22 protein-coding genes, 1 tRNA gene and 1 pseudogene are annotated in these 22,599 nt (G+C 54.5%); 9 read left to right on the forward strand and 15 right to left on the reverse strand.

Translation table 11 applies throughout. The features are described from left to right. The first annotated feature begins 15 nt into the window (after nt 1–15). The 5 genes and pseudogenes from WLY71_RS07585 to WLY71_RS07605 all read left to right on the forward strand — a co-directional run bounded on the left by WLY71_RS07585 (nt 16) and on the right by WLY71_RS07605 (nt 3,824). Nucleotides 16–576 (forward strand): YbhB/YbcL family Raf kinase inhibitor-like protein, encoded by a 561-nt coding sequence (locus tag WLY71_RS07585; protein ID WP_347803072.1) that lies wholly within the window; start codon nt 16–18, stop codon nt 574–576. Nucleotides 577–663: 87 nt separating this feature from the next. After that, nucleotides 664–2,370: pseudogene (locus WLY71_RS07590) on the forward strand (vWA domain-containing protein). Between the two features lies 1 nt (nt 2,371). Then, entirely contained in the window at nt 2,372–2,938 is a 567-nt protein-coding gene (locus WLY71_RS07595) for an RNA polymerase sigma factor (protein WP_347803073.1), read from the forward strand. Continuing rightward, nucleotides 2,935–3,537 (forward strand): hypothetical protein, encoded by a 603-nt coding sequence (locus WLY71_RS07600; protein ID WP_347803074.1) that lies wholly within the window; start codon nt 2,935–2,937, stop codon nt 3,535–3,537. The genes WLY71_RS07595 and WLY71_RS07600 overlap by 4 nt, the downstream gene beginning before the upstream one ends. Nucleotides 3,538–3,557: 20 nt before the next feature. Continuing rightward, complete coding sequence (locus WLY71_RS07605; RefSeq protein ID WP_347803075.1) at nt 3,558–3,824, forward strand: hypothetical protein; 267 nt, start codon at nt 3,558–3,560, stop codon at nt 3,822–3,824. Between the two features lie 81 nt (nt 3,825–3,905). On the opposite strand, the gene WLY71_RS07610 is transcribed toward WLY71_RS07605, so the two are convergent. After that, nucleotides 3,906–4,199, reverse strand: coding sequence for a DUF3077 domain-containing protein (locus WLY71_RS07610; RefSeq protein WP_283189593.1), 294 nt, complete (start codon nt 4,197–4,199; stop codon nt 3,906–3,908). A gap of 1,165 nt (nt 4,200–5,364) precedes the next feature. Next, nucleotides 5,365–5,985 carry a hypothetical protein gene (locus tag WLY71_RS07615; RefSeq protein WP_347803076.1) on the reverse strand — a complete coding sequence of 207 codons (621 nt, stop codon included), beginning with the start codon at nt 5,983–5,985 and terminating at the stop codon, nt 5,365–5,367. Nucleotides 5,986–7,082: 1,097 nt separating this feature from the next. On the opposite strand from WLY71_RS07615, the gene WLY71_RS07620 reads away from it, so the two are divergent. The 4 genes from WLY71_RS07620 (at nt 7,083) to WLY71_RS07635 (ending at nt 10,965) form a co-directional block, all read left to right on the forward strand. Then, nucleotides 7,083–8,408 carry an S-type pyocin domain-containing protein gene (locus WLY71_RS07620; protein WP_347803077.1) on the forward strand — a complete coding sequence of 442 codons (1,326 nt, stop codon included), beginning with the start codon at nt 7,083–7,085 and terminating at the stop codon, nt 8,406–8,408. Nucleotides 8,409–8,415: 7 nt separating this feature from the next. Beyond that, entirely contained in the window at nt 8,416–8,670 is a 255-nt protein-coding gene (locus tag WLY71_RS07625; protein WP_347803078.1) for a bacteriocin immunity protein, read from the forward strand. A gap of 394 nt (nt 8,671–9,064) precedes the next feature. Next, complete coding sequence (locus WLY71_RS07630; RefSeq protein ID WP_347803079.1) at nt 9,065–9,865, forward strand: DUF2971 domain-containing protein; 801 nt, start codon at nt 9,065–9,067, stop codon at nt 9,863–9,865. Nucleotides 9,866–10,275: 410 nt separating this feature from the next. Continuing rightward, nucleotides 10,276–10,965: a hypothetical protein gene (locus WLY71_RS07635; protein ID WP_347803080.1), complete on the forward strand. Its 690-nt coding sequence runs from the start codon at nt 10,276–10,278 to the stop codon at nt 10,963–10,965. A gap of 332 nt (nt 10,966–11,297) precedes the next feature. Here the strand turns inward: WLY71_RS07635 and WLY71_RS07640 are convergent, their stop codons facing one another. From WLY71_RS07640 to WLY71_RS07700, 13 genes are all read right to left on the reverse strand, one after another. Beyond that, nucleotides 11,298–12,287 carry a hypothetical protein gene (locus WLY71_RS07640; RefSeq protein ID WP_347803081.1) on the reverse strand — a complete coding sequence of 330 codons (990 nt, stop codon included), beginning with the start codon at nt 12,285–12,287 and terminating at the stop codon, nt 11,298–11,300. 468 nt (nt 12,288–12,755) lie between these two features. Beyond that, nucleotides 12,756–13,121, reverse strand: a complete 366-nt coding sequence (locus WLY71_RS07645) for a histone-like nucleoid-structuring protein, MvaT/MvaU family (protein ID WP_347803104.1) — start codon at nt 13,119–13,121, stop codon at nt 12,756–12,758. A 218-nt stretch (nt 13,122–13,339) separates the two neighbouring features. Beyond that, nucleotides 13,340–14,284, reverse strand: coding sequence for a chromosome segregation protein SMC (locus tag WLY71_RS07650; RefSeq protein ID WP_347803082.1), 945 nt, complete (start codon nt 14,282–14,284; stop codon nt 13,340–13,342). A gap of 93 nt (nt 14,285–14,377) precedes the next feature. Next, a complete protein-coding gene (locus WLY71_RS07655; protein ID WP_347803083.1) occupies nt 14,378–17,284 on the reverse strand; it encodes a DUF927 domain-containing protein in 2,907 nt (968 codons plus the stop codon). After that, nucleotides 17,281–17,553: a DUF3077 domain-containing protein gene (locus WLY71_RS07660; protein ID WP_305448325.1), complete on the reverse strand. Its 273-nt coding sequence runs from the start codon at nt 17,551–17,553 to the stop codon at nt 17,281–17,283. Before WLY71_RS07660 ends, WLY71_RS07655 begins: the two co-directional genes overlap by 4 nt. Then, nucleotides 17,550–17,834, reverse strand: a complete 285-nt coding sequence (locus tag WLY71_RS07665; RefSeq protein WP_347803084.1) for a hypothetical protein — start codon at nt 17,832–17,834, stop codon at nt 17,550–17,552. The genes WLY71_RS07660 and WLY71_RS07665 overlap by 4 nt, the downstream gene beginning before the upstream one ends. Then, nucleotides 17,831–17,989 carry a hypothetical protein gene (locus WLY71_RS07670; RefSeq protein WP_347803085.1) on the reverse strand — a complete coding sequence of 53 codons (159 nt, stop codon included), beginning with the start codon at nt 17,987–17,989 and terminating at the stop codon, nt 17,831–17,833. Before WLY71_RS07670 ends, WLY71_RS07665 begins: the two co-directional genes overlap by 4 nt. A gap of 373 nt (nt 17,990–18,362) precedes the next feature. Further along, on the reverse strand, nt 18,363–18,668 hold the full coding sequence (locus tag WLY71_RS07675; RefSeq protein WP_347803086.1) for a hypothetical protein: 306 nt from the start codon (nt 18,666–18,668) through the stop codon (nt 18,363–18,365). Beyond that, nucleotides 18,665–19,273: a hypothetical protein gene (locus WLY71_RS07680; protein WP_347803087.1), complete on the reverse strand. Its 609-nt coding sequence runs from the start codon at nt 19,271–19,273 to the stop codon at nt 18,665–18,667. The genes WLY71_RS07675 and WLY71_RS07680 overlap by 4 nt, the downstream gene beginning before the upstream one ends. Next, nucleotides 19,270–19,590, reverse strand: coding sequence for a helix-turn-helix transcriptional regulator (locus WLY71_RS07685; protein WP_347803088.1), 321 nt, complete (start codon nt 19,588–19,590; stop codon nt 19,270–19,272). Before WLY71_RS07685 ends, WLY71_RS07680 begins: the two co-directional genes overlap by 4 nt. A gap of 92 nt (nt 19,591–19,682) precedes the next feature. Then, a complete protein-coding gene (locus WLY71_RS07690) occupies nt 19,683–20,522 on the reverse strand; it encodes a hypothetical protein (protein ID WP_347803089.1) in 840 nt (279 codons plus the stop codon). Between the two features lie 282 nt (nt 20,523–20,804). Then, a complete protein-coding gene (locus WLY71_RS07695; protein ID WP_347803090.1) occupies nt 20,805–22,040 on the reverse strand; it encodes a tyrosine-type recombinase/integrase in 1,236 nt (411 codons plus the stop codon). Nucleotides 22,041–22,207: 167 nt separating this feature from the next. Continuing rightward, nucleotides 22,208–22,284: transfer RNA gene (locus tag WLY71_RS07700), tRNA-Arg, on the reverse strand. Nucleotides 22,285–22,599 lie beyond the last annotated feature (315 nt).

Here is a 22,599-nt window from a genome sequence, read left to right on the forward strand (position 1 = left end):
ACAAGGTGCTCCGGTATGACCCGATTGACCTCTCTGAACCCTTGGCTGGCGGCCGTTGCAGTCGTCCTATGCGTGCAATTTCCGGCGCAGGCCCAGGAGCGTTTTACCCTGAACATCCCAGGTGTCACCGACGATCGACTGTTCACCTCGGCTGCCGCCAGCGATGCGCCCAATTGTGGTGGGCACAACCAGTCACCGGCCTTGAATTGGAACGCCGGCCCGGCGGGCACCCTCAGTTACGCCATTGTCATGCACGATCCGGATGGCCAAAAAGGCCAAGGCGTTGATCACTGGGTGCATTACGGCATCAAAGCCACGACGCATCAGATTGCCGCCGGCGTCGGCGCAAAATCCGCCCTGGAAGGCGTCGGCGGCACCAACAGCAAAGGCACCACAGGTTATGTAGGCCCTTGCCCGCCGGTCGGCGACAGCGCGCACCACTACATCATCCAGCTCTACGCCCTGGACCTGGCGCCGGAAGCTTTGCCCGCCGGCCTGACGCGCGCGCAGCTACTGGAAAAAATCAAAGGCCATGTGCTGAAAAACAGCAGCGTGGTGCGGCGTTATCACCGCTGAAATTTTTTCAGCCGTCTTAACCCGAATCGACGGGGCTGTCCGTCTCAGAGGATGAATGGATCAATTTCCTCCTGAGGTCAGCCCCCCATGTCCCTCCCTCTGCAATTCCTCCGTCCTGCCGCCCAGGGTTTCGCCGCCGGGTTGCTGCTGGCCATTGCCGGTTGCGGCGTTTCATCCAAGCCTGATTCCGCCTCGACTCCGCCACCGGCTCAAGGTGCGCTGCCGGCTGAAGTAGTGGTGCGCAGCGAGGCTGTCATGGCGGGCTCCTCGATGGCCAAGCGCAGCGTGCGTCCGGCGCCGAGCTATGCGCCGCTGCCCGCGGGCGAGGCATCTGCGCAGGGATATCGGGATGAGCAGCGGGAACAGTATCAAGCGCTGGCGGATAACCCGATTCACAGCGTGACCGAAGCGCCCGTCTCGACCTTCAGCGCCGATGTCGACACCGGTGCTTACGCCAACGTCCGCCGCTTGCTCAATCAGGGGCGCCTGCCACCGGAAGGTGCGGTGCGACTGGAGGAAATGGTCAATTACTTTCCCTACGATTACGCATTGCCCACCGATGGCTCGCCCTTCGGCGTGACCACAGAGTTGGCGCCGTCGCCGTGGAACCCGCATACCCGATTGTTGCGCATCGGCATCAAGGCCTCGGACCGCGCGGTAGCGGAGTTGGCCCCGGCGAACCTGGTGTTTCTGGTGGACGTGTCCGGCTCCATGGACCGACACGAGGGGTTACCGCTGGTCAAAAGCACCCTGAAATTGCTGGTCGATCAATTGCGCGAGTAGGATCGGGTGTCGCTGGTGGTTTACGCCGGCGATTCGCGTGTGGTGCTGGAGCCAACGTCCGGACGCGACAAAGCGAAAATTCGTACAGCCATCGAACAACTGACCGCCGGCGGATCCACCGCGGGGGCGTCAGGCATCGAACTGGCTTATCAGATGGCACAGCAGGCGTTTATCCACAAGGGCATCAACCGCATCCTGCTGGCCACTGACGGTGACTTCAACGTCGGCATCAGCGACTTCGACAGCCTCAAGCAAATGGCTGTGGATAAACGCAAGACCGGCGTTTCCCTGACCACATTGGGTTTTGGTGTGGATAACTACAATGAACACCTGATGGAACAGTTGGCCGATGCCGGCGACGGCAACTATGCCTACATCGACAACCTGCGCGAGGCGCGCAAGGTGCTGGTGGATCAACTCGGCTCGACCCTCGCGGTCGTGGCGAAAAACGTGAAGCTGCAAGTGGAGTTCAACCCGGCACAGGTCAGTGAATATCGGCTGTTGGGGTATGAAAATCGTGCGTTGAAGCGTGAGGATTTCAGTAACGACAAGGTCGATGCCGGTGAAATCGGCGCAGGGCATACGGTGACGGCGTTGTATGAAATTGTGCCGAAGGGCGAGAAGGGTTGGCTGGAGCCGCTGCGGTATGGCAATCCAGGGGCCGCTGTTTCCGAAAAGACTGGGGAATTGGCGATGTTGCGAGTGCGCTATCAGTCGCCTGAGGGTGGGAATAGTCGCTTGATCGAGCGGCCGATCGTCAGCGGTCAGGTCGGCAAAGCCAGTGATGACCTGCGTTTTGCGGCGGCCGTGGCGGCGTTTTCCCAGCAGCTCAAGGACGGGCGTTATACCGGCGATTTCAGCCTGAAGGACACCGAGGCTTTGGCGCGCGGTGCGCGGGGCGAGGATCGATTGGGTCTGCGGGCAGAGTTCGTGCAATTGGTGGAGTTGGCGCAAAGTCTGCGAACCACGACCGCATCCAATAGTGAGCCGCTTAAAGGAGGCTACAACTGAAATGTCTGCTCCTGAATCGAGCGACGAATCGCTGCTGTCCCGTTATCGCGCAGGCGACGGGCCGGCGTTCGAGATTTTGTACGCCCGTCACCGCCAAGGGCTCTACCGATTCCTGCTCGGCCTGAGCGGCAAGTCCGAGCTGGCCGAAGAGGTTTACCAGGACACCTGGCTGAGCCTGATCCGCAGTCCCAGTCAGCCACAAGGCCGGGCGAATTTTCGTACCTGGCTCTACCAGATTGCCCGCAATCGACTGATCGATCACTGGCGCAAACACGGAATCCACAACCCCTTGCACGACAGCTATGACGAACAGATCCACGCGCTGAGCGATGACGCTGCTGATCCCGAACAACTGCTGAGCCTGAGCCGCGACAACCAGCGCCTCGAAGCGGCCCTGCAAAACCTGCCTGCTGACCAGCGCGAAGTGTTCCTGCTGCGCGCCCATGGCGATCTCGACCTGCCGCAGATCGCCACCCTCACCGAAACACCGCTGGAAACCGTCAAAAGCCGCTTGCGCTACGCCCAGCAAAAACTGCGTCGGCTGCTGGCCGAGGAGGTACTGACATGACTGACGCCCGTCCTACGCCAGAAGACGAAGTGTTGAAGCACTACCGTGAACACGCGACCGACGAACCACCGGCCCATCTCGACGCCTTCATCCTGGCCACCGCACACCGTGAAGTCCCTGTGCAGAAACCTGGTCTGTGGAAACGCTGGGTCCAGGCCTGCCAGAAACCCCGTTGGCAAGTTGCATTTGCCAGCCTCGTCGGAGTGGCCCTGATGCTTGCACTGGTGCAACGCACGGAGGAGCAATCGCCGAGTTACGACTTCGCTACTGCACCCAAAGCGTCTGCGCCGGTCGCCAAAAAAGAAGCCGCAGAGGTATCACCTTCGGTTGCCCGCTCGTTGGCTGCCCCGGCCGGCGCGATGTCCGCCCCCGCCCCCGCGCAGAGCGAATCGATCAGCGCTGAAATGGCTGACGAAGCGAAGGTCAGCAAACGCCCGGCGATAGCTCCGGTAAAGTTTATCGACGATCAATTAAGGGAAGTGATCCGCCTGCAAAAGGCTGGTCAGGCTCAAGCGGCCGCTGACCTGATGGCGACATTGCACAAACGCTTTCCCAAGGAAAATCTCACGGCCAGACTCAAGGATTTGCAGAAAAACTGAGAGGCAGAGCGGTCAGTCATTTGGCATCGACACCCGAAAGCGCGCACTATCGGCCTATAGCCGATGCGTTGGAGGAAGCCATGGCGAAAAAAATCGACCGCATCGCCCAAATGCTCAACTGCCCGGTGAAGGGTCAGGAATTACGGCGAGCGGTTACTGAGAGTCGTAAGGAGTTTCTGCTGGCGAAGCAGGAAGAGGAAGCGCTTGAGGAAGACGTTCTTGATGATGAGTTGATCGAGGACGAAGAGGATGATGAATACGACGAGTTTGATTGGACCACCGAGTGAAAGCGGCACTCTGAAAGCACTACTCTTTCAAATTGCAGACCCCGACAAATCAGGACCCGCAATTTGAATGGTGGGTTGCCGCTATTCTTTTGTTTTGTCCTTCCGCGAAGGTTGGTCTCGCGTCAGCACTTTCACAGCGTCATCTACCAACGCCTTACTCAGCGCCGTCAGATAATGTGCAGCCCAGGCATGACGATCGCTTTCTTTGTCGTAGGCTGCATCTCTGGTCAGTGCCTTGGCAAGGAACAGAAAGTCGGAAGCCATGCCTAGCGCGTCGCCGAGAGGCACATCGCGAGTGACGTGGAATACTGTCTTGTCCAAGCAGTAGATGGCAGGCGTTAAGCCGATGGTTTTCAGCTCTGATGGGTCGGTCATTTGCCACCTCCGTTGATGGAGGTGTGTGGGGATTGCGATTCGAAATCGCGTTGGGGGATGAACCAAGTTTCGTACGGATTGATGCTGCGCATGGTTCACTTCCTTGATTTAAGAAGTTGCCGCGCATTCGATACCAAGCGAATGGGTGGCAACTGTGCGCAGGTTGGTAAACCGGGGAATCAAGGAAACCGGCACGTCCGAAGACGTCCCACGCACAGCCGCCATAACACAAGATCACAGGCGAAAAAAAACGCCTGCAATCGTGTTGGGGGCGCTGTTGCGCCTTATTCCATCGGGTTACCAAGCCCGGTCGCTGAATTGGCAGCGACGGCGGAAGGGTATCGCGCAGGCGGATCTCCTGCAACCTCGGATATTGGGTGAATGGCAACGGCGATTGTCAGAGCACCAGTGGTCGCTGACTACCCAAGAAACTACCCAAGAACTGCCCAAGAAACTACCCAAGAAATTTAGGAAAGCCATCGGGCGCCGGAGTCTGACGCGTGCACCCAAATCGAACCGTCAAGTTTTCCTTGACGGTTGCATCGGAACAACCAGCAGTTGCCGAGATGCCCTCACCCCTTATAATCACCAACAACACGGCCCCTGTCGGTTGATGCGCTCCGGTGCTGAGACTGCTCAGGGGTTTTTTGTTGCCTGGCTCCTTTCACTGATCAGTCATTTTTCTTACGGTATCGATCGATCCATGTTGCTCCAAGCTGAATTCACGGGTAGAACCGCGTGATCTCGCAAGCGACTGGTTCACCAAAGTGTTGGGCACCATCCTTGCCCTCTGCCGCAGTTGTAAACTTTAAGTTGACAACTGCCCCTTTAGCCCTCTGCCAATAGGCTAATCCAGCCGTAAATGCGAATCGGAGTTGTGCTTGGTGGCCTGATTACAGATCGCCCAAAATTCAGCTGATTCACCTTGGCTCTCCAAGCAACGCCCACAAAAAAGCCTCAGATCTTGCGGTCTGAGGCTTTCTCGTTTCTACGTATGGTCCAGGCGTCGTTTGAACTGGCGGCTAGGAGGCCCGGTTTATATGGGTTCTAGTGGCAGTGTTTCTGTTAGGCATACACGTGGGCATACACGCTGCCCTCTGCTGACGCTGATTGTCTGGCACATTCACCATTCATCGCGTCTCTTAACTGGTGATGCTGACCCTCGTTAGGCCAGTGAGCGGAGATCCGCTTCGAACGCCTCATAACTCACCCACCCTAGAAGGGCCACGACCTCAAACGCAAGATTCTGGGTTTCGTAGAGAGCAAATTGTTGACCAATTTGTGCTGTGAGCAGATCGAAACAATTCCTAATCGGTGGGCGAGGCTTACCTTCCTCCCAGTGTAGAGATTGATTCCTACCATGCCAGATAACCTGCTTTAACACCTGGGTACCGATTGCATGACCGTCAGGACAAGCATCCACGCTCGAGTGAGTGATTGATATTCCTTGCTTAGCGTACTGCAACAGACTGGCCGCCATTGAAGATCGTGAAAATGCTCGAGCCGAGAGCCGTTCGTTTGCTTGGGTGAGGTGATCCGCTACCCCGTGACGCTGTTTATCTGGGCCAAAGTAGGTGGCCCATTGAATCCCTGCACTCGCCATAACGTCATCAGGGTCTTCAGAATCAATCCAAGCGGAGGCTCTCCGGTAGCCGTCACGAACTTCAACGTTGAGCCTCACGACTTGAGCCTGAAGCTCTTCAACCTGTTGATGCTCTGCCCAAACGAGACTTATAACCGAGCTGGCAGCATGCTTAATTTCTGAAAGGTAAGAATTGATATCCATCGTTCTCGTTTCTCCATTGCCCAACGGAAAGCTTCGGTTTTTCTGACCGAGAGTCTAATCACAACTCTGCTCAAAAAGCCGCTCCCGGATCGTTGAGTTTTGTAATAGAGGCAAGAGGTCAGACTGAAGGATAGAAGGTGCAGAATCTGCTGGGGCCCCTGAGGAATTCTAACCAGTACGGGGTCGGAAACCCGCGTGACTGAGTTAGTGGGAGACTTCCAAAGTTACTGAAATTTCAGTCATTGAAATTGAAAGAATTCGGTTGAAAAAGGGTCATCGTTACCGTATCGGTAATGATGACCCTTTGTGTTGCTGATTACGCACACGCCGAGCTGTCAACCGAGTCAACCTGTCAACCAATGTAGAAAAATCAGCCACTACCAAGATCGCGCGGGTTCTTTGCCCCGTGTCCATCCGAAATGCCGAGGGTCCCCTCCGACATCCCAAGCCATAGTGCAAATGCACTGGTGAACAGCAGTTCACCCGGTTCACCTGTTCACTAAGCTGGGCATTTTTCCGCTAACACGATCACGCGGGTTTCCGACCCCGTATATGTCTCTTTTGCTCAGGGGCCCCCGTCTCCTGCCGGAATATCTTCGCTGGTGGAACGCGTTGCTGATGGGGGGCGGGGCGGATGTACAGAAAACGACGTGTAACTGGTGTTACAGGTGTAGCGTTTCTATTCAACCTATTGATTTTATTAGATAAAATAGACGTTACTCTGGCTCGCGCCCCCCTGAGGTTCTCGGTGTAACAATTACAAAAGGTGTAACGTTTTTAGCTTGCGTGCTGAATCGGACATGGTCCGCAGCCGGTCACACAGCACTGTGCGCCTCAATAAGCGGACGGCCAAATACAGATGCTTTTTGCTTACTCTTCATACTGATTGATAGTGTTACCGGCTGCCATGGCGCCAATCGATCAACCGAGAAAAACGAGATCCGTTCTCCCATCACGGATCGACGGTAAGTCCAATAAACCCTACGAAGGTTATCTGTGCATCCCTATGGCCTTCTGCCGGTATTCAAGGGAGCGGGCTGTACCGGGTATCATTTGCAATCTAAGGAATTGCACTTACACGGATAAGGAATCAAGGATTGAGCGGCTACGTGCCAAACGCCCACAAGGGCCACCGCTACAGCGGCGTAGAACCTGTAGACACTCATGCCCAGCGTTGGGCTGAGTACAACGACATTCCCACCAAAGACCACCCCAAACCAAACAGTTTGGGGTGTGTGTTCGCCAAGAGCTGCGATCTGCCTGACGGTGTGATCGATCACAAAAAACCGTCTGGCTTCATCCCTGTTGAGAGGGTAGGCAATTACGGTGAGTTCGCCATTCTCGGTGGCCGTGAAACGGACGCACAGGGAAACATTCCACTCAAGAAAATCAGCGGTTCACTACCTGCAACGCTGGGAACGCTTCTTTTAGGCGGGGCTGCCGCATCAGCCGCTACTGTCTCCTGTGGTGGTTTGTGCACTACTGGTGCTGCTGTAGCCACTGAAACTGCTGCAACTGGGGCCGCTGGTGGAACCGGGGTACTCACTGCGGGTGTGGCTGCTGGTACTTTGGCAGGTATTGTCGCCATGATGTGGCCGTCGAGCCTGGGCGATAGCAGCCTGTATACAGACGAACAGCTCAAATCCCTTAAAGAAGGCCGCACACGCGTTCGGATACATGTCGAACAGCAAGCAGATGGCACCTTGAAGGGATACGGGTACAACACTCAGAAGCGCACCGACTGGGAGATGATTCCGGTGGTGCAATTCGTTGAGCAAAGTTCTCAGCAGGTGGCAGACTTTGGCAACGGGGTAACGCTGATTTGGACGCCAGCCATTGACCCATCCAGCACCTCAGGAATTCCACCGTTAGAGGGCGCACCCCAAACACCCCAAATATGGATTTATCCGCCTACGGAACAGGCAGATAACATCATCGTCAGCCCGATCTACCCCGATGAATACAAAGACTTCATCCTTGTGTTCCCGGCTGACTCCGGTATCTCGCCGCTGTACATCGTTATCAGTGCCCGTCATGCGCCGGGGATAGCTACAGGGAGGGGCGAGGATGTAACAGGGGTCTGGCTCGCAGATGCTGGTGTCGGGCTTGGTGCGCCAATCCCTACGCGGATAGCGGACGCATTGCGAGGCCAAAGTTTCGGAACGTTCGATAGCTTCAGGCGGGCTTTTTGGAAAGCTGTAAGTAACGACCCGGAGTTACTTAGCCAACTGAGCGAGGACGATCAGGCGCGTGTGCTAACTGGTAATGCGCCTACGGTTCGATTCAGAGATTCGGTAGGAAAACGGGTGACGTTCGAAATACACCATGTCGAACGAATCGTAGACGGTGGGGCGGTGTACGACGCGGATAACTTGAGGGTGAATACCCCACGAAACCACATTGACCTTCACAAGAGAAAGTAGGCACAACATGGAAGATATTTCTGATTTTACCGAAGTCGAATTCATCGCCTTCATCAAAAACATACGAGTCGTTAACAAGGGCGGCACGGACGATGAGCTGGGTGAATTGCTTGAACAGTTCAGCAAGCTCGCGGGCCATCCAGATGGTTACGACCTTATTTTTCACCCAGAACCCGGTGCGGACAACTCTGCCGAAGGTGTCACTAGGACGGTGAAAGAATGGCGCGCTGCTAACGGTCTATCGGCATTTAAAAAGGACTGATTCAGGTCTTGGCCCATTACGCGACGCTAGCTGCCAGCCCACCCGGTAAATGCTGCGTTTATTCAGAAGGATTGCAACATGCATGGATTGGGGCAGGGCGCACTGGTGGCTACAGCGGCAGCAGGTAGAGCACTCACGCTGGCGTTAATGCACCCGTTCCCCCTGCAAGTGAGCTGCATCCGTTTCTCGGCCGACTCCCAGCCGTGACCGGCAGATAGCGGCCAGAAGCGGACAATTGCTGCTCTTAAAACATCGACTAGCATCAAAAAACACTTTGGCCGGTGGCACCTATGGATTCACAATAAGGCATCAAGCCAAAGCTAAGCACGTCGATAGTACTGTTGCGGGGCGACTGACACCACAATGCTACTGATATCATTTTTTGGGAGGGCAAATGCCAGCAACTTTAGTGGGGGACCTATCAAGCGGAGAAGTTATTTGGCGCTACATAACACTTGATAGACTTGTCAATATTTTAGATGATAAAGCACTATTTATGTCTAGTTTGGGCGCATATAGCGCAAGTGATCCTTATGAGGGGTATCCTCCACCTGGCGTTCTTAAAATCGTCAAGGATAAATGCCCACCCTCTTGGTATTTGTCGAATGAGAATAATTTGTCACAAGATCTAAGTGATTTTAAGGTCTTCGCTAAGATGTTGTTCCAGTCGAGGGTGGTATCCTGTTGGTATCAAGGTGATGAAGAATCGGAAGCCATGTGGAAGCTTTATGGCGATGCTGGAAAGGCAGTCGCGATCCGCACAACGGTAGGACAACTTGCAAATGCACTCGGCGCCGAGTTCGACGGTAAGATAGCAAGGGTTCGATACATCAGTTATACGCACACGACGCAAACGGAATACGATGCAGTGATGAGCGCATACGATCAGAAAGCTTTTCTTGACCCTATTTACAAGAGAAGCTCTTATGCTCATGAAAGAGAAGTGAGGGCATATATGCACGTTAAAGGGGCTCAGCTAAATGACCCTGAAACGTTCAGGCCGCACATGGCTCCTATTGATTGCGTTGCGATGATTGATGAAATTGTTGTTTCTCCATTTTGCAGCACGTCATATGTTAAAGCAACTAAAGCTGTTGCTCGCCAATTTGGATTTGAAGATAGAGTTAGACAATCAACTTTGCTATCTGACCTAGAGCCGATTTATTCGAGAATCGAATTATCTGTTGGGCGTTGATCAGCTATTTACAGTCCGACGTCAAAAAGGGAGATAGATTTATTTAACAGATTTATTTTGATTAATAGATCTATCACCTTTGTCCAAAATAATGCCTAAGCAGATATGTGGCTATAGCTATTGAGGATTCTGGCAAGCCGTGATGGTATCTGTTTTTTGGCGTTGGATACTGAACAGATTTCGAAAGGTACACATCGGCTGCCGAGCTGCTGAATCACCCCGTGATAATAATCTCGGAACGATATTAGCCTTTCATTCGGCAGGTCAAGGGCTATGCAAAATATGGAATTTAATCAAATTGAAAGCATACCTAGACACCAATATTCTCAGACAAATAAAAAAAATTCCAGAATCAGAAAAAATTGAGCTGATATGCTCGCAGCTTGGCATCATGGAACTGATCATCGGGGATGACATCAGAGCGAGAGTTTCTTATACGAAAATCTGCCCTTGCTAACATACTGGCAAGAAATATTTCAATAGTTTGGGAGTCTATTGCGACCTTACAATCTAAAGCCTTCGCCCTGAATATTCCTGACTATGATGTACCCGCAACTAAAGCACTGATGGAAGAAGTCATTAAAACAACAACGCTTGCCGAGGCAAATAATATCGAGATTGATCTCGGTGGGAACACCTACACTATCAGTACATTTACACGGCATGATGAATCACTCATGGATGATAGCGTCTTAACTTTAAGTGGGACGTTATCAACGCCGAAGGAAGATCGTAGGTTTCTCAGAGAGAACCCCTATACCCCCGCGCTTATTCGAGTCTACTCGGATATTACGATAGTTAAGTTTCTCTACGGCCTCGGCATCGAAAAATTCTCCCCGGAATACATGAGAGCCATTCAGCACTACAGCAAGTGCAGGCCATTGACAAACTACATCCACTGCTTGACAGCTTATACTATGGATGCAATGGAGAGTGGAAACCCGCCCGGCAGAAATGATGGGCATGATATAGGACATTTGGCTTATAGCGACGACGTCGATTTATTCATATCTGATGACAGAATTTATCAGCGTCTACAGCAGGACTTGTTCACCGTGAAGTTTTTGAAATTTGATGATTTTATTTCCCAATACTTCTAGTTCCAGAAAATAGCACCGATCAAGTGACGCGTGAGGGCGCAGTTATTGATCGGATTGCCAGTTAGTTGTCCTTCGCTAAGGGCAGCTATAAGTCTAGGCTGTGTGAAAACATTTTATTGCGAGTTTGACAGGTAGAATCGCAACGAAAGTTGCGTTTCTACGCAAGTTTTAGGTCTGCTGCCCAACCCGACACCGGTAGATGTTGCGTAGCAACACAGACTTCAGAACAGTGCATGCATTCTCACGACCGATTGCTGCCTGTCGCGAAGGGCTAAAATCGAGTCAAAACGTTCATTCTCGATAAAAAATATAACATTGTGATTGGTTGACGGCTAATGAGTGATCGCTTGGTATTCGAGTGGCAGTCCAAATGTGTCGCGCAAATACTCGATATATCTAATCTCTTCTGCGCTTGCCACGTTTGAGCCTACGATCACTAATTTCGCGGCGCGCTGATGGCCAGGCCAGTATGAATACTCCAATATTTGACCCAGTGCTTGTCGAATGCAAGCTCTCGCAGTGGATGCTGTCTTTATTTCATAGAACCAATAGCTATCTCCTTGTTTTACTACAAGGTCTATGCTGAGCCCGTTTGCATAAATTTCGGTGCCGACGTTTTCCTCTCCGTAAATATTTGAAAGTTCGCTATATAAATTGCTCTGATAATCGTTGTGTTTCAGTCGAATATCCAACTCTCTTTCAGTTAACAGTCCTGAAGTTGCTGATGGTTTTTTTGTGCAGCCCGCGCTGAACCTAAAATCGAAAAGCTTCTCTTTGATAGCGACACTGGGGTGACCACCCTCCGTGAACAAATAGATTGGGAGCAACCGATCAAGGGTTTCCAATATCAGGTCATAATCAATTCTGCTCTTCTCCAACCTCCCTCCAAGAAATATAAAAACACCTTCTCTTACTCGTTCTTGAGGAATAGACGAGGGCATGTACTCAGTGCTTCGGCCATCACCTTCGTAGTGCCACATTCGCAAGTCTGAAAAATTCTCGCAATATTCGTTTAGATACTCATTGAATAGAGCTATTTTGGGGATCAGTATATCTATGCTCGGGAGAGACTGGCTGCACTCTAGAGAAAACGCGACACCGTATCTGAGGAAGTCCCCTTCAATACCGATGTTAAACTGAAGCTCTTTTCTGCCCCCATAATGCCATCCCCACTCTTCAAATATAGTTCTTTTATCGAATAGTTGACTAGATGAAAGCCTCGATTGGTTATTTATTTTTTTTCGAATATTCTGTAGCTTGCTAACTTCATATCTTTTTGACTTTCTGTTTATTTCCGCCGCTACATGTGCCAAGAAATGCATCAAACAGCTCCCTGTAGGTGATTGAACTGGACTGAGCCAGTTCTTTAACTGTGCAGGCTAACACACGCCTTGAAACAGATCGGATAGACGAAATTTTGAAGGTTTTGGTTCGAGCGACCGCTCTTGGTCCAGGCTGTGTGAAAACGCATGCGCCGTTTTGAAGTCTGCGTTGCTACGTAAAATCTGTCGGTGTTCGGTTAGTCAGCAGACCTAAAATTTACGTAGGAACACAATTTTCGTTCCGATTCCGACTTTCAAACTAGCTCTAAAACGTTTTCACACAGCCTGGGCCGATAGCTGCCTGTCGCAAAGGTCGATATGGCCGAAGACTGTCGTTAATCCTTCTCGTGGGGAAAGCTGTAATTGTGGAGCATTGTCGCCACGAATCTACCAGATGACGTCGATTTTTTTTGGTTTAGGGCCAGCAGTAAAAAGGGCCCGACTGGGCCCTTTTTCAGGTGAAGCTATTTACTTTTTCAGCCAGCCCTCGACGACGTCGGCTCCATGCTCTGCTTTCCACTCTTTTAACGCTTTGTGATTCCCACCTTTGGTTTCGATCACTTCACCGGTATTCGGGTTTTTGTACACCTTGAGCTCGCGTGGTTTACGCGTGCCAGCGGCCGGAGCTGCGGCTTGGCGTCGAGCCGTGTTGTGCGGCTCTAATAAATTGATGATGTGCTTCAGGCTGAAGCCATAGTGTTCGAGCAGCTTGCGCAGCTTCGTTTCGAACTCGATTTCTTTCTTCAGTCCGTCATCACCTTTCAGTGCTTCCAGTACCTGGAGCTGCTCGGCGAGGTGTTTTTCCAGCTGACGGTATTCTGCGAGTTTGGACATGTTGTTTCCCTTGTTAGTGAGGTGATGCATGCTCATTTGTATAGTAACGATGGTTACAAGTTCAGCACTATTTCCGGCGATTCAGTTGGCTTTCAATATGTGCTATTTCCGATTTAATCGCGTTGATAGTTAGCGTTTGTATCGGACTGGTTTTGCCCGGCCCTGCGTTGATGGTCTTCAGCAGGGCATTGAGATGAGCCTTTCGAGTTTTGAGCGTGTCAGACCAACTGGCACTCTTCTGTATTGGCTTGTTCATTAAGTTCATCCTTGCGTTGTTCCAGATTGCTCATATCTTCGGGCTGCTGCTGTACCGGCAGGCTGTCGAGCTGGATTAAGTCCCGCGCGCTATATTGGTAAGAGCGGTCTATGAGCTCGTGCCATGTCCATCGCCCATGATTTTCGCCTTGTTCGGGTACGGCCAAATTCATCATCCCTACCTGATCAAGATCCAGCAGTTTGTAATTAGCCCACAGCTTTCCACCCACCTCGAACAACGCTTTCGCGGCCTCGTTCCATCGCTCCTCGAGTACCGTCTGCGAGAGCCAAAGCGCGGTGCGTTCTATCGCCCTATGCTTTTCCTGCGCTTCAGCGATGTATTTATCTACGGTGAGCAGCTCTTGCTCCAAAGCGGCCATGATCAGGTGTTGCCGACGGTCATGTTCGGCGGCGGCTGTCAGGTTCTTCGCCGCCTTTTGTGCGTCGGTGTTGGCGGTCTTCTCGCCTTCGGTATCGCCCCATGCAACGGCCTGTGCGTACGCAGTGGCAGCGTCCGTTTCCGCCTGACGCGCTTTGACCATGTCCTCCGCCGCCTGTTGTTGGATTTGTTCCAGGCGAGTGCTGAGGCTCTGGCGCTTTTCGTTGAGCTCCTGCTCATCAGCCTTCCAGTTATCCATCGCCTCGATGTAACCCGCCATCAGGGAGTCGCAGTTGAGAAGATTCTCACGGCGACTGATCTTCCGATCCAAAAGATCGGCATTGTTGTTGCGCGAATCGAAATTCCGTTTCAGCTCGTTGTACTTGTCCCGCAGTTCGCGTTTCCGATCCGGTTCAATGGGGTCGTCACTTTCCAGCACGGTCTCAAGTGGCAGCATTTCGGCGTGCAACCGTTCTGCCTCGCTGCGCAGTTGGTCGCGACGGTCTTTCAGGTCTTGAATCTCGTTCATGTGTTTAGTCTCTGTTCAATTCGATTGTGGGTTGGTTGAGTGGCTGGCGAGGCCGGGGAAAAGCCGGCGCTACCTCAATCAGCAGAGATGCCCTCAGGCAGCCCGAGCCTCGCTCTCATCCATTCCCGGAATCGTCTTCACGACGTAGCAGCGTTGCGTGCCTAGACCGGGCAACCGGATCAAACTCGATGCCTTGCCATCACCTCCGGGCTCCAGAACACCGCGCTGTAGCAGTTCCTTGTTCACGGCAGTGATGTTCATGCCTCGGAAGATCTCCGAGCGCCATAACTCGGGCAGCACGTAATAGGTGTTGGTGGTGTGCAGGGAGTCGCCCAAGCCGTGCTCCAGCGTCTTGCGAAAGCCGAGGCGGTCGATAGTGCGCGGGCCGTGTTCGTCGATCTTCGCCGCCGCCGATTCCCAGCGGGTGAACCGACTTTCGCCAAAGCGCTCAATGACTTGGCGCAGCCGCGCCAAGATCGCATCACCCTCGAAGTTCCCGGCTCCGCCTCGCTCGTTCATCCATGCGTTCAGACACACGCGAGCGGCGGTAGTGGCAGTCCCATCCGGCCAACCGGTGATACCCATCGCGGTGGCCAGCTCACCCGCTGCGGCCGCGAGGCCGAAACGTGCGGCGGCACGGTGTGCCTGTCCGCTGGCCGAGGCTGGTAGCGACTGGGCGATAAACCCTTCCAGCGTGCGGCGCAGGATGGTGGACCAACCGTGGCGCTTGCCCGGTTCGCACAGCGCCGTGAGAAAGGCGGTAAGCGGTGTGCCGTAATACTTCGCTACCCGTGCCTTCAGCGAGTCGGCCAGTGCCGCCGCATCCTCAAAGCCGTTGAGCGTGTCGAACATGCCGAGGCCTTTGCTCGCATCGGCCGGGACCGCAAGCATGCGCACCTCCATGCCCGCCTTCAGTTCTTTGTTGGCTTCGGCCATGTGCTGGGCTAGCGTCTTCTCGCCGGTGGAGAGAAACAGCAAACGCCACTCTTGCACCTGTCGGGCTGCTTGCCCTCGATCATTGGCGCGGGCCTTGCCGGTGCCGTTGCCAAGCATGTACACCGTTTCGCCGATGATGCGCGGGTCGCACATGCCGATTTCATCCAGTACCAGAAGGCCATCGGAATGCGCGGCGGCGATGGATTCCAGCGCGTTGTCGGTGGAGCGCCACGAACGCACCAGACGCGGCCCGCCGTAGATCGAGGCGGCAACTTGCAGGTGCGTGGTCTTGCCGCCCGAGCTGTCGCCGTACAAGTGAAAGCCACCCGATTCATGGCCAAGCATGTGTAGCAGTGGTCCCGCAAAAGCCACGCCGACGACAAACGCCAAGCGATGGTTGCCGACGCACAGCGCGCCGATCTGCTCCTGCCACTGCTCAAGCGTGCCCGCTTCGCTGATCGGAGGAAGTTGAGAGCCGGCCTCGTAGAAGTGCAGGTGTTCGCTGTGCGCGCCGACCTGCTGCTCGGGCAGAAGAAAGGCGCTGTCGTGCCAACCCAAACGCGTGACCAATCGTGCCCGTTGCGCGCTGTCGAAGCCACCGAGATAGCTCTGCAGGTCGTTGCGTGCATTGCGTCCGGACCGACTACCGGCCAGACGCAGCCCCATGTCTACCAATGGGCCAAGTACGTCCTTGCCGAAGTCGCCGGTCATGGTGCGCGCCGGGATGTTCCAGCGTTTTTTGGCGCCGTCGGGATCGTCGAACTCGACCAGCAGGCCCCAGTTCTGGCCTTTGTCGTCGCGGGTGCGCGCCAGTATTTCAAGAGGCGAACACACCGGTCGCGCCTCGCCGTCGTCGCCCGAATAAAACACGCCTTCTGACGTGAGGCGAAAGCCACCGGGCATCAGGTCATTTTTCGGTTTCGAGGGACGCTTGGTTGCTGCTTTTGCCTTCGGTTCCGGCTTACCTTCGGCCGGTTCCGATACCGGATTTTCGACAGCCAATCCGAACAGTTCACCGCTGCTTTCCAGCTTGGTGAAGTGGGGCGCTGTCCAGTCTTTGGCAAGCGCATCGGCTGCATCGTCGCCGTCGTCCCATTGACCACCTTTGGCGAAGGCAGCGACGCCGTTCTTCAGCGTGGGCTTGCGCTTGAACACCTCCAGCGCGATGACCTGCACCGAGGCGGCGCCGATCTCGCGCAGCTTGTCGGCTACGGTTTCCATGCAGGCTGTGCCGCTGACGTCATTGTCCGGCCACAACAGCACGTTGCGACCTTTGAGCGGTGTCAGGTCGGCTTTGTGCCAGGAGTTGGAACCGTTAGGCCAGCAGGTGGCCACGTGGCCCGGCATCAGTTCTGCGGCGGCATCGGCAGCTTTCTCGCCTTCGCAGAGAACAACCGGTGCGTCAGCGCGTTGGACGAGTTCATCAAGGCGCAGCAGTGGACGCGGATCGGGCAGACCCTGCCAGCGCCATTGCGTGGTTTGGCCATCGGTGCGCTGACACCATGTCAGGGGTGCAAAGACCTTCTTCGGTTTGCCGTCCTCGTCAGGGGCGAGGTCGAAGCGGTAGAGCGCCATTAGCGGCTGGCCCTGAGCATCACGGTAGATCCACACCTTAGACGGCACGCCGTGCTGCCGATGCGTGGCCGGGCACTTGTTCATGGCCTCGGCCGGGATCGGCTGAATGGCACTCCACTCAGGCGCTTTTACCTTGGCGGGCGCTGGCTTCGCGTTGGCGGCGCCGGGCGATACGTTGAGCAGGTCTGCCAGTTTATTGCAGGCTTCGACGTCCGTGCCGCCGTCCAGATAGCGCACCAGATCGATTAGGTCGCCGCCCTTGTCACCGGTAGCGAAGTCGGCCCATGTGCCCTTGCTTAAATTGATCTTGAGCGAACCTGCGCGCTTATCGCTGCGGGTCGGATTCGGGGCGGTGTATTCCTTGCCACCGTCGACGCGCTTGCCGTTGGGCAGCCAGTGCGACAGGACACGATCAATGTCTTTCAGTGCGGCGGTTTTCACGTCGGCGAAGCTGGGACGTTTCGCGGAGTTGCTGGGGCGTTGGCTCATGCGTCAGCCCTCGCCAAGAACAGCGCGTCGTTGATGTCGTCGATCAATGCTTTGGCCATCTCGCCAAGGTACAGAGCAGGCCAACTGAAACGTTCGCCGTGGTCGCTCATGGCGGCGTCGAAGTTCAGCTGGTTGGCGTGATGTTGCAGCAGGGAAACCATCTCCAGTGCATCCTCGACCGGTACTCCGGCATTGACCCGGAACAACTTCAAATCGGTGGCATTCACGCGAGTAAATGTGGCGTGACCACGGGTGGTGGATGTGGTCATAGCGCACCGCCTTTCTGCGCCGCGGGAATCGAGGTGGTGTCACCGTGCAAGGCGAGAGTCTTGATCAGGCCGAGAGTGCCTCGTACGTCCCAAAGGACGGCTGCGATCACATGATTGGCGAGGCGCGAGGATTCGTTTTCGAAGTGATCTTCGAGCAGCGTTAGTACCGAGTCGGCACGATCAATGGCGCAGGTGATAGCGTCGATGGGTACACCGGCTTCGGCGTTCATGCTGACGCGCAGCAGGTCTTCAGGCAGGGCACAACGCAGGGCATTGTTCATTGGGCACCGCCTGCGGTTTCGAGTGCGCGGGCTTTGGCCATGTGGTTGTTGAAGCGGGCAAGACGTGTGGTGAGACTGGAATTGGCGTGTAAAGCGGCGAGAGCCATTGCACGATGTGCAGCGGCGCGATTTTTGAACGGATTGAGGGCGTGCATCTGGCGAAGCTCCTATTGTTGAGGAGCTGCCACGTTCGTTACCAAGCGAATGGGTGGCAGCTGTGCGCAGGTTGGTAAACCGGGACAATAGGAACCCGGCAGACCCGAAGGTCTCCCACGCACAGCCACCATAAAACGAAATTGCGGGCGTAAAAAAAGCGCCTGCAAAAGAGATATGGGCGCTGTTGCGCCTATTGTTGAACGGGTTACCAAGCCCGATCGCTGAATTTGCAGCGACGGCCAGAGAGTAACGTCCGTTTTTTGAAAGTGCAACTGCGTTGATGACTTGCGGTTTTTTCAGGTGCGGCATAAATTGTTTGTGCATGTAGATTTACCTCAACGCCTCCGGATCGCTCCCGGAGGCGTTTTCATTTCAGGCATGGGCTTCCCAGCGCAGGGACAGGAGGGGCAGGAAGCCACCGCTGAGCATGGATCGTGCGTCTTCGTAGGCTTGCGTTTGCTGGCCTTCGTCGACGATCACGGTTCCGGTCTTTTCGCAGTGGAGGGAGAGGGCGCACCAGGTGCCGTCGGCCCAGTTGAGTACGCTAACGACACGGCCCGGTTTGTCCTGCTGGCTGCGATAGCGCTCAAGGCGCTGCATGAGGCGGGGCGAAAAGCCAATACGACGCAGCACTGAAAATGGCCGCATCACGGCGTAGTCGGCGATCTTTCGACTCATGCTGCCTCCTGTGCGAAGGCAAGTAGCGGCGGCGGTGTTTCGCCTTTGAGCCAAGCCAGTATCTTGCTGTCCTCGGCGCAGCGTCGGCGGTGTTCGACAGCCAGCGAATCACGGCTCTGTGCGAGACATTCATCCACATACTGGGTCAGATCTGAGGTCAAGCGCATGTCGTGGTGAAGGCGCTCGGTGGCGGTTTTCTCCACGGCGAGATCCTCATCGGTGATGTGTTGCCATACCGCCGGATCGTTCGCGTACCCCGCCGATTGATCCAGTAGCCAGTAGGTAACCCAGTCGGTCATGCCGCGCGATTTCAGCGAGGCGAGGCGGCTTTCACTCATGGCGAAATAACCGGTGCCGTAGACGCACGAAAACTCTCTGTGCACCGCGTTTTTGCTGATCAGTTCAGGCAATTCCCAAGGATTGGCTTTCAGTGGGAGAACGAGTCCGTCAGGGCTGAAAAAGAACGCTTCCTGCTCTTCGCCGTTCCAGCTCACGCCCGCGATGGTGCGATGACGCCAGTTGATTGCACCAGGTTGATAGAGGCGGAATCCGATGCTGTAAGAGTCGAGGAACGGCCCTTTGAATGGGCAGCAATTGCGCTTCATGCGGCCACCTGGTCGCGGGCTTCAATACGACCTTTGACCCAGCTCTGAACTTCAGAAAAAACCCAGGCAACCGGTGCGCCACGTGCGTTGCTGTTGCTCAGTTTTACCGGTCGTGGAAAACCACTTTCAGGGCACTGCATCAGTTTGTAGAGAGTCGAGCGCTTAAGTCCCGTAGCGATCTCAAGACGCGGCATGCGAATGAGGGTGGTGGCAGGATCAAATGGAGTGGCTAAATCTGGTACTGCGGAAGTGGAGTCGAAAGGACTGGCAAGATTCGAGAAGGTTGGAGCGGGGTATTGGGCGATGTTCTTTGTCATTGGTATTGCTCTCGATTGGTTTGGACTGACGAGAGCAATGGTCTAGCGATTGAGCGGCGGTGAGCAGTTCACTTCCAATTGAAATTTCAGGTTTACACCACGAAGTTGCGTTTGAGAATCGCCTCTACGCTTTTACGAGTCAGCGCCTTTTCGGTTTCGAGGGCGACCCACTCGGGGCGCTGTTTGGGAGGTTTAGCGACCTCACGTTTCAGCCAAGCGTGCACCGCCGTTTTGACATTTCGTTCCGACATGCCTTTTGCCAAATAGTGCTCCCCTTGCTTAACGATTGCGGCGTCTCGGGCACTGGTGTCCTTGCTACGCTCCATCGCACTGATGATGCCGCCTTTGCTGCGGATGGCGCGCCTCATCGCCAGATCAGCGACGGGCGTCAGTTCATCATCAATTAAGCAGGGTAGGGCGGTGATCGGCTCCAGATGAAAGACATACTCATCGAGTGCCTGGGTACGCTCATCCGTATCGACCTGCGACTCCACGAATTGGCAGTAAAGTTCCCATGGCCAATCGGTCGGAGGCACCGCGATATGCAACCAGACTGCTTTATCGGCGGCGTGCATCCAGTCGTTAAGAACTCCCAATGCTTTGACTGCGCAGGCCATGATGTAGGCAGCATGCGCCTCGCGATCCGAAGCCGAGTAGCAGTTGCTGTACTGACGAACCCAATGCGCGAGGCGCGCTCTGTGGTCGGTGGACGCATACTGGTAAATGGTCTCCTCATGCACGGTGGTCTTGATGCACATGCTGCTGAGATCGCTATTTATGCCGCCATTCTGGATGCGCAGACAACACTGATCGATCAAGTAACACGCGTCAGTGAGCTGTTCGCGGCAGAGCTGGTAGAGCGGTTGAGCGGAGAGATACGCGATCAAGCCAGACGTCAGCGCCGTACGGGAAGCGATTTGGTGGTCAGTCATCGCTAAGTATCTCTAGCATCGTGTAATGCTCGATCCCACGCCCTGTGTTTTGCAGGCGTAACCAGCGACAGCCGCGCTTTAGCCGCGAGCGCCGAACGTTGGCCGGCAGCAGGTGAGGGCTTGTTCTGGCGTTACACAGTAGGGCGGCGTTACACGGAGAGTATTGAATGTGGCACGAGCGTGTTGCAGAAAAAAAAGTCAATTAATTCAGTCGGTTGGTAAGAGGTGTTACACGAGTAACACGCGTTACACCGCTTTTGGAGGAGGGATGGATAAGAACCCTCATATCACCTTTCCAAATTGACCTTGCAAAACGTTGCCAGTGGTCAGCTCATCGAGATGATCTGCATACCACTGCATCATGACTTTGCGCTGAGGCAGGTACACCGCCTTGTTGTATACCCCTGCAATTCCCTCTTTTACATGAGAAAGCTGGGCCTCAATGTGGTTCTCGTCAAAGCCCTGTTCATTAAGGATCGTGCTCGCGATATGGCGGAAGCCATGGCCAGTTTGCCGGCCCGCGTATCCCAGTCTGCGCAGCGCCATCAGAAAGACGGTATTGCTACGGGGGATGGTTCGATCTTTTCTTCCAGGGAAGAGAAGGGGGTATGCCCCTGTTAGCGTGCGCAGCTCCGTTATCGCTTCAATGGCCTGGCGAGATAGAGGCACTACATGCTCGCGACGACGCTTCATTCGCTCGGCTGGAATCGTCCATAGCTTTTTGTTGAGATCGATCTCTGACCAGCGTGCTTCTCGAATCTCACTCGGGCGTGCCGCTAATAAGGCCAGCAATTGGAGGCCTAGACGGACGTCCTTCGCGTGAGGGTAAGAGTTGATGGCGCGAAGTAATGCAGGCAACTCTTCTATTGATACGTGTGCATAATTTTCAGCACTGCGCGTCTGTAGAAATTTATTTAGGCCTTCAAGGGGGTTGTGGATCGCTCGACCTGTCACGCGTGCCAAGTCATAGATCTCTTTGCAGAAGGCCCGAACTCTGCCCATTTGCTCAATGATCCCTTTCTGCTCCATGCCGCGCAGAAACTCCATCCATTCAAGGGGCAGTATTTCTGTGTAGATGCGTTTGCCGAAAACGGGGAATACGTGAAGCTCCAGGGCTCCAAGGACTCGACGGGACGTGCCTGCTTCCCAGCTTGAGCGCCTAGCCTCAAACCATTCGCGGCCTAATGCTTCGAAGGTGTTGTTGGCTGCCACCCGGTCAGCAATCTTACGAGCCTGCTTACTGACTAAAGGATTTTTACCAGTCGATGCGTCATCCCGCAGTTGCGCCGCCTTCTGCCTGGCTAGCGAACCACTGATTTCGGGGTAACCGCCTAGGCCCAGCCAGGACCATTTCCCGTCTGGTTTTTTGTAGCGCAACTCCCACGACTTCTGTCCATTTGCCTTGACCCGAAAATACAAGCCGTTGCCGTCTTGCTCCCGGTACGTCGCATTCTCCGGCTCCAATCCTGCGAGAGTAGTGTCGGCCAGTGGGCGGCGTTTGATTTCAGTACGCTTCACTGCGTGTATGCCTCCAGTTCAATGAATCTCAAAGCATACACGTGGGCATACACGGCGTGAAGTTATAGGGGTAGACAGGGATGGATAGCCAGAAACAAGAAAGCCCGCACAGGGCGGGCTTCTTGGGGTGTTTCGTAGACTGTCTGAGACAGGTCTAGACTGCTATATGGTGCACCAGGCGGGATTCGAACCCACGACCACTGCCTTCGGAGGGCAGTACTCTATCCAGCTGAGCTACTGGTGCAATGCGGGCGCCATGATACTCATATGCACTGCGGGCGTCCATGCTGCTGAATCGCCTGCGTTTTTCCAAAGCGTAACCTGCGGTTGCTACGTTGATCAGAAAAAATAGGCAAATGCGCCGTTTTCGTTCTTTTTTTCGAACGCCCTATTGTCCTTTCCCGGCATTGATCCTAGGATTCGTTCGAGATTTCAAACGCTCTTGTCTGGGTGCTGAACCGCACGAGTTTCAATCAGTGCGCTATTTATGTGCTTCAGCCCGGTGAATGATTTCCCTGACGGCAGCCTATAAGGCGCCTTTCTACAATCATAATTCGCT

The sequence above is a fragment of the Pseudomonas rossensis genome (genome assembly GCF_039888995.1).
In the GTDB taxonomy this organism is placed as follows: Bacteria; Pseudomonadota; Gammaproteobacteria; order Pseudomonadales; family Pseudomonadaceae; genus Aquipseudomonas; species Aquipseudomonas rossensis.

What these genes read in the sequence shown, in the direction of transcription:
- WLY71_RS07675 (WP_347803086.1), bottom strand. Translation starts at nt 18,668, where the DNA reads ATGAGTCGAAAGATCGCCGACTACGCCGTGATGCGGCCATTTTCAGTG.
- WLY71_RS07640 (WP_347803081.1), bottom strand. Translation starts at nt 12,287, where the DNA reads ATGCATTTCTTGGCACATGTAGCGGCGGAAATAAACAGAAAGTCAAAA.
- WLY71_RS07650 (WP_347803082.1), bottom strand. Translation starts at nt 14,284, where the DNA reads ATGAACGAGATTCAAGACCTGAAAGACCGTCGCGACCAACTGCGCAGC.
- WLY71_RS07655 (WP_347803083.1), bottom strand. Translation starts at nt 17,284, where the DNA reads ATGAGCCAACGCCCCAGCAACTCCGCGAAACGTCCCAGCTTCGCCGAC.
- WLY71_RS07625 (WP_347803078.1), top strand. Translation starts at nt 8,416, where the DNA reads ATGGAAGATATTTCTGATTTTACCGAAGTCGAATTCATCGCCTTCATC.
- WLY71_RS07630 (WP_347803079.1), top strand. Translation starts at nt 9,065, where the DNA reads ATGCCAGCAACTTTAGTGGGGGACCTATCAAGCGGAGAAGTTATTTGG.
- WLY71_RS07680 (WP_347803087.1), bottom strand. Translation starts at nt 19,273, where the DNA reads ATGAAGCGCAATTGCTGCCCATTCAAAGGGCCGTTCCTCGACTCTTAC.
- WLY71_RS07660 (WP_305448325.1), bottom strand. Translation starts at nt 17,553, where the DNA reads ATGACCACATCCACCACCCGTGGTCACGCCACATTTACTCGCGTGAAT.
- WLY71_RS07665 (WP_347803084.1), bottom strand. Translation starts at nt 17,834, where the DNA reads ATGAACAATGCCCTGCGTTGTGCCCTGCCTGAAGACCTGCTGCGCGTC.
- WLY71_RS07635 (WP_347803080.1), top strand. Translation starts at nt 10,276, where the DNA reads ATGACATCAGAGCGAGAGTTTCTTATACGAAAATCTGCCCTTGCTAAC.
- WLY71_RS07670 (WP_347803085.1), bottom strand. Translation starts at nt 17,989, where the DNA reads ATGCACGCCCTCAATCCGTTCAAAAATCGCGCCGCTGCACATCGTGCA.
- WLY71_RS07615 (WP_347803076.1), bottom strand. Translation starts at nt 5,985, where the DNA reads ATGGATATCAATTCTTACCTTTCAGAAATTAAGCATGCTGCCAGCTCG.
- WLY71_RS07595 (WP_347803073.1), top strand. Translation starts at nt 2,372, where the DNA reads ATGTCTGCTCCTGAATCGAGCGACGAATCGCTGCTGTCCCGTTATCGC.
- WLY71_RS07685 (WP_347803088.1), bottom strand. Translation starts at nt 19,590, where the DNA reads ATGACAAAGAACATCGCCCAATACCCCGCTCCAACCTTCTCGAATCTT.
- WLY71_RS07585 (WP_347803072.1), top strand. Translation starts at nt 16, where the DNA reads ATGACCCGATTGACCTCTCTGAACCCTTGGCTGGCGGCCGTTGCAGTC.
- WLY71_RS07600 (WP_347803074.1), top strand. Translation starts at nt 2,935, where the DNA reads ATGACTGACGCCCGTCCTACGCCAGAAGACGAAGTGTTGAAGCACTAC.
- WLY71_RS07690 (WP_347803089.1), bottom strand. Translation starts at nt 20,522, where the DNA reads ATGACTGACCACCAAATCGCTTCCCGTACGGCGCTGACGTCTGGCTTG.
- WLY71_RS07645 (WP_347803104.1), bottom strand. Translation starts at nt 13,121, where the DNA reads ATGTCCAAACTCGCAGAATACCGTCAGCTGGAAAAACACCTCGCCGAG.
- WLY71_RS07610 (WP_283189593.1), bottom strand. Translation starts at nt 4,199, where the DNA reads ATGACCGACCCATCAGAGCTGAAAACCATCGGCTTAACGCCTGCCATC.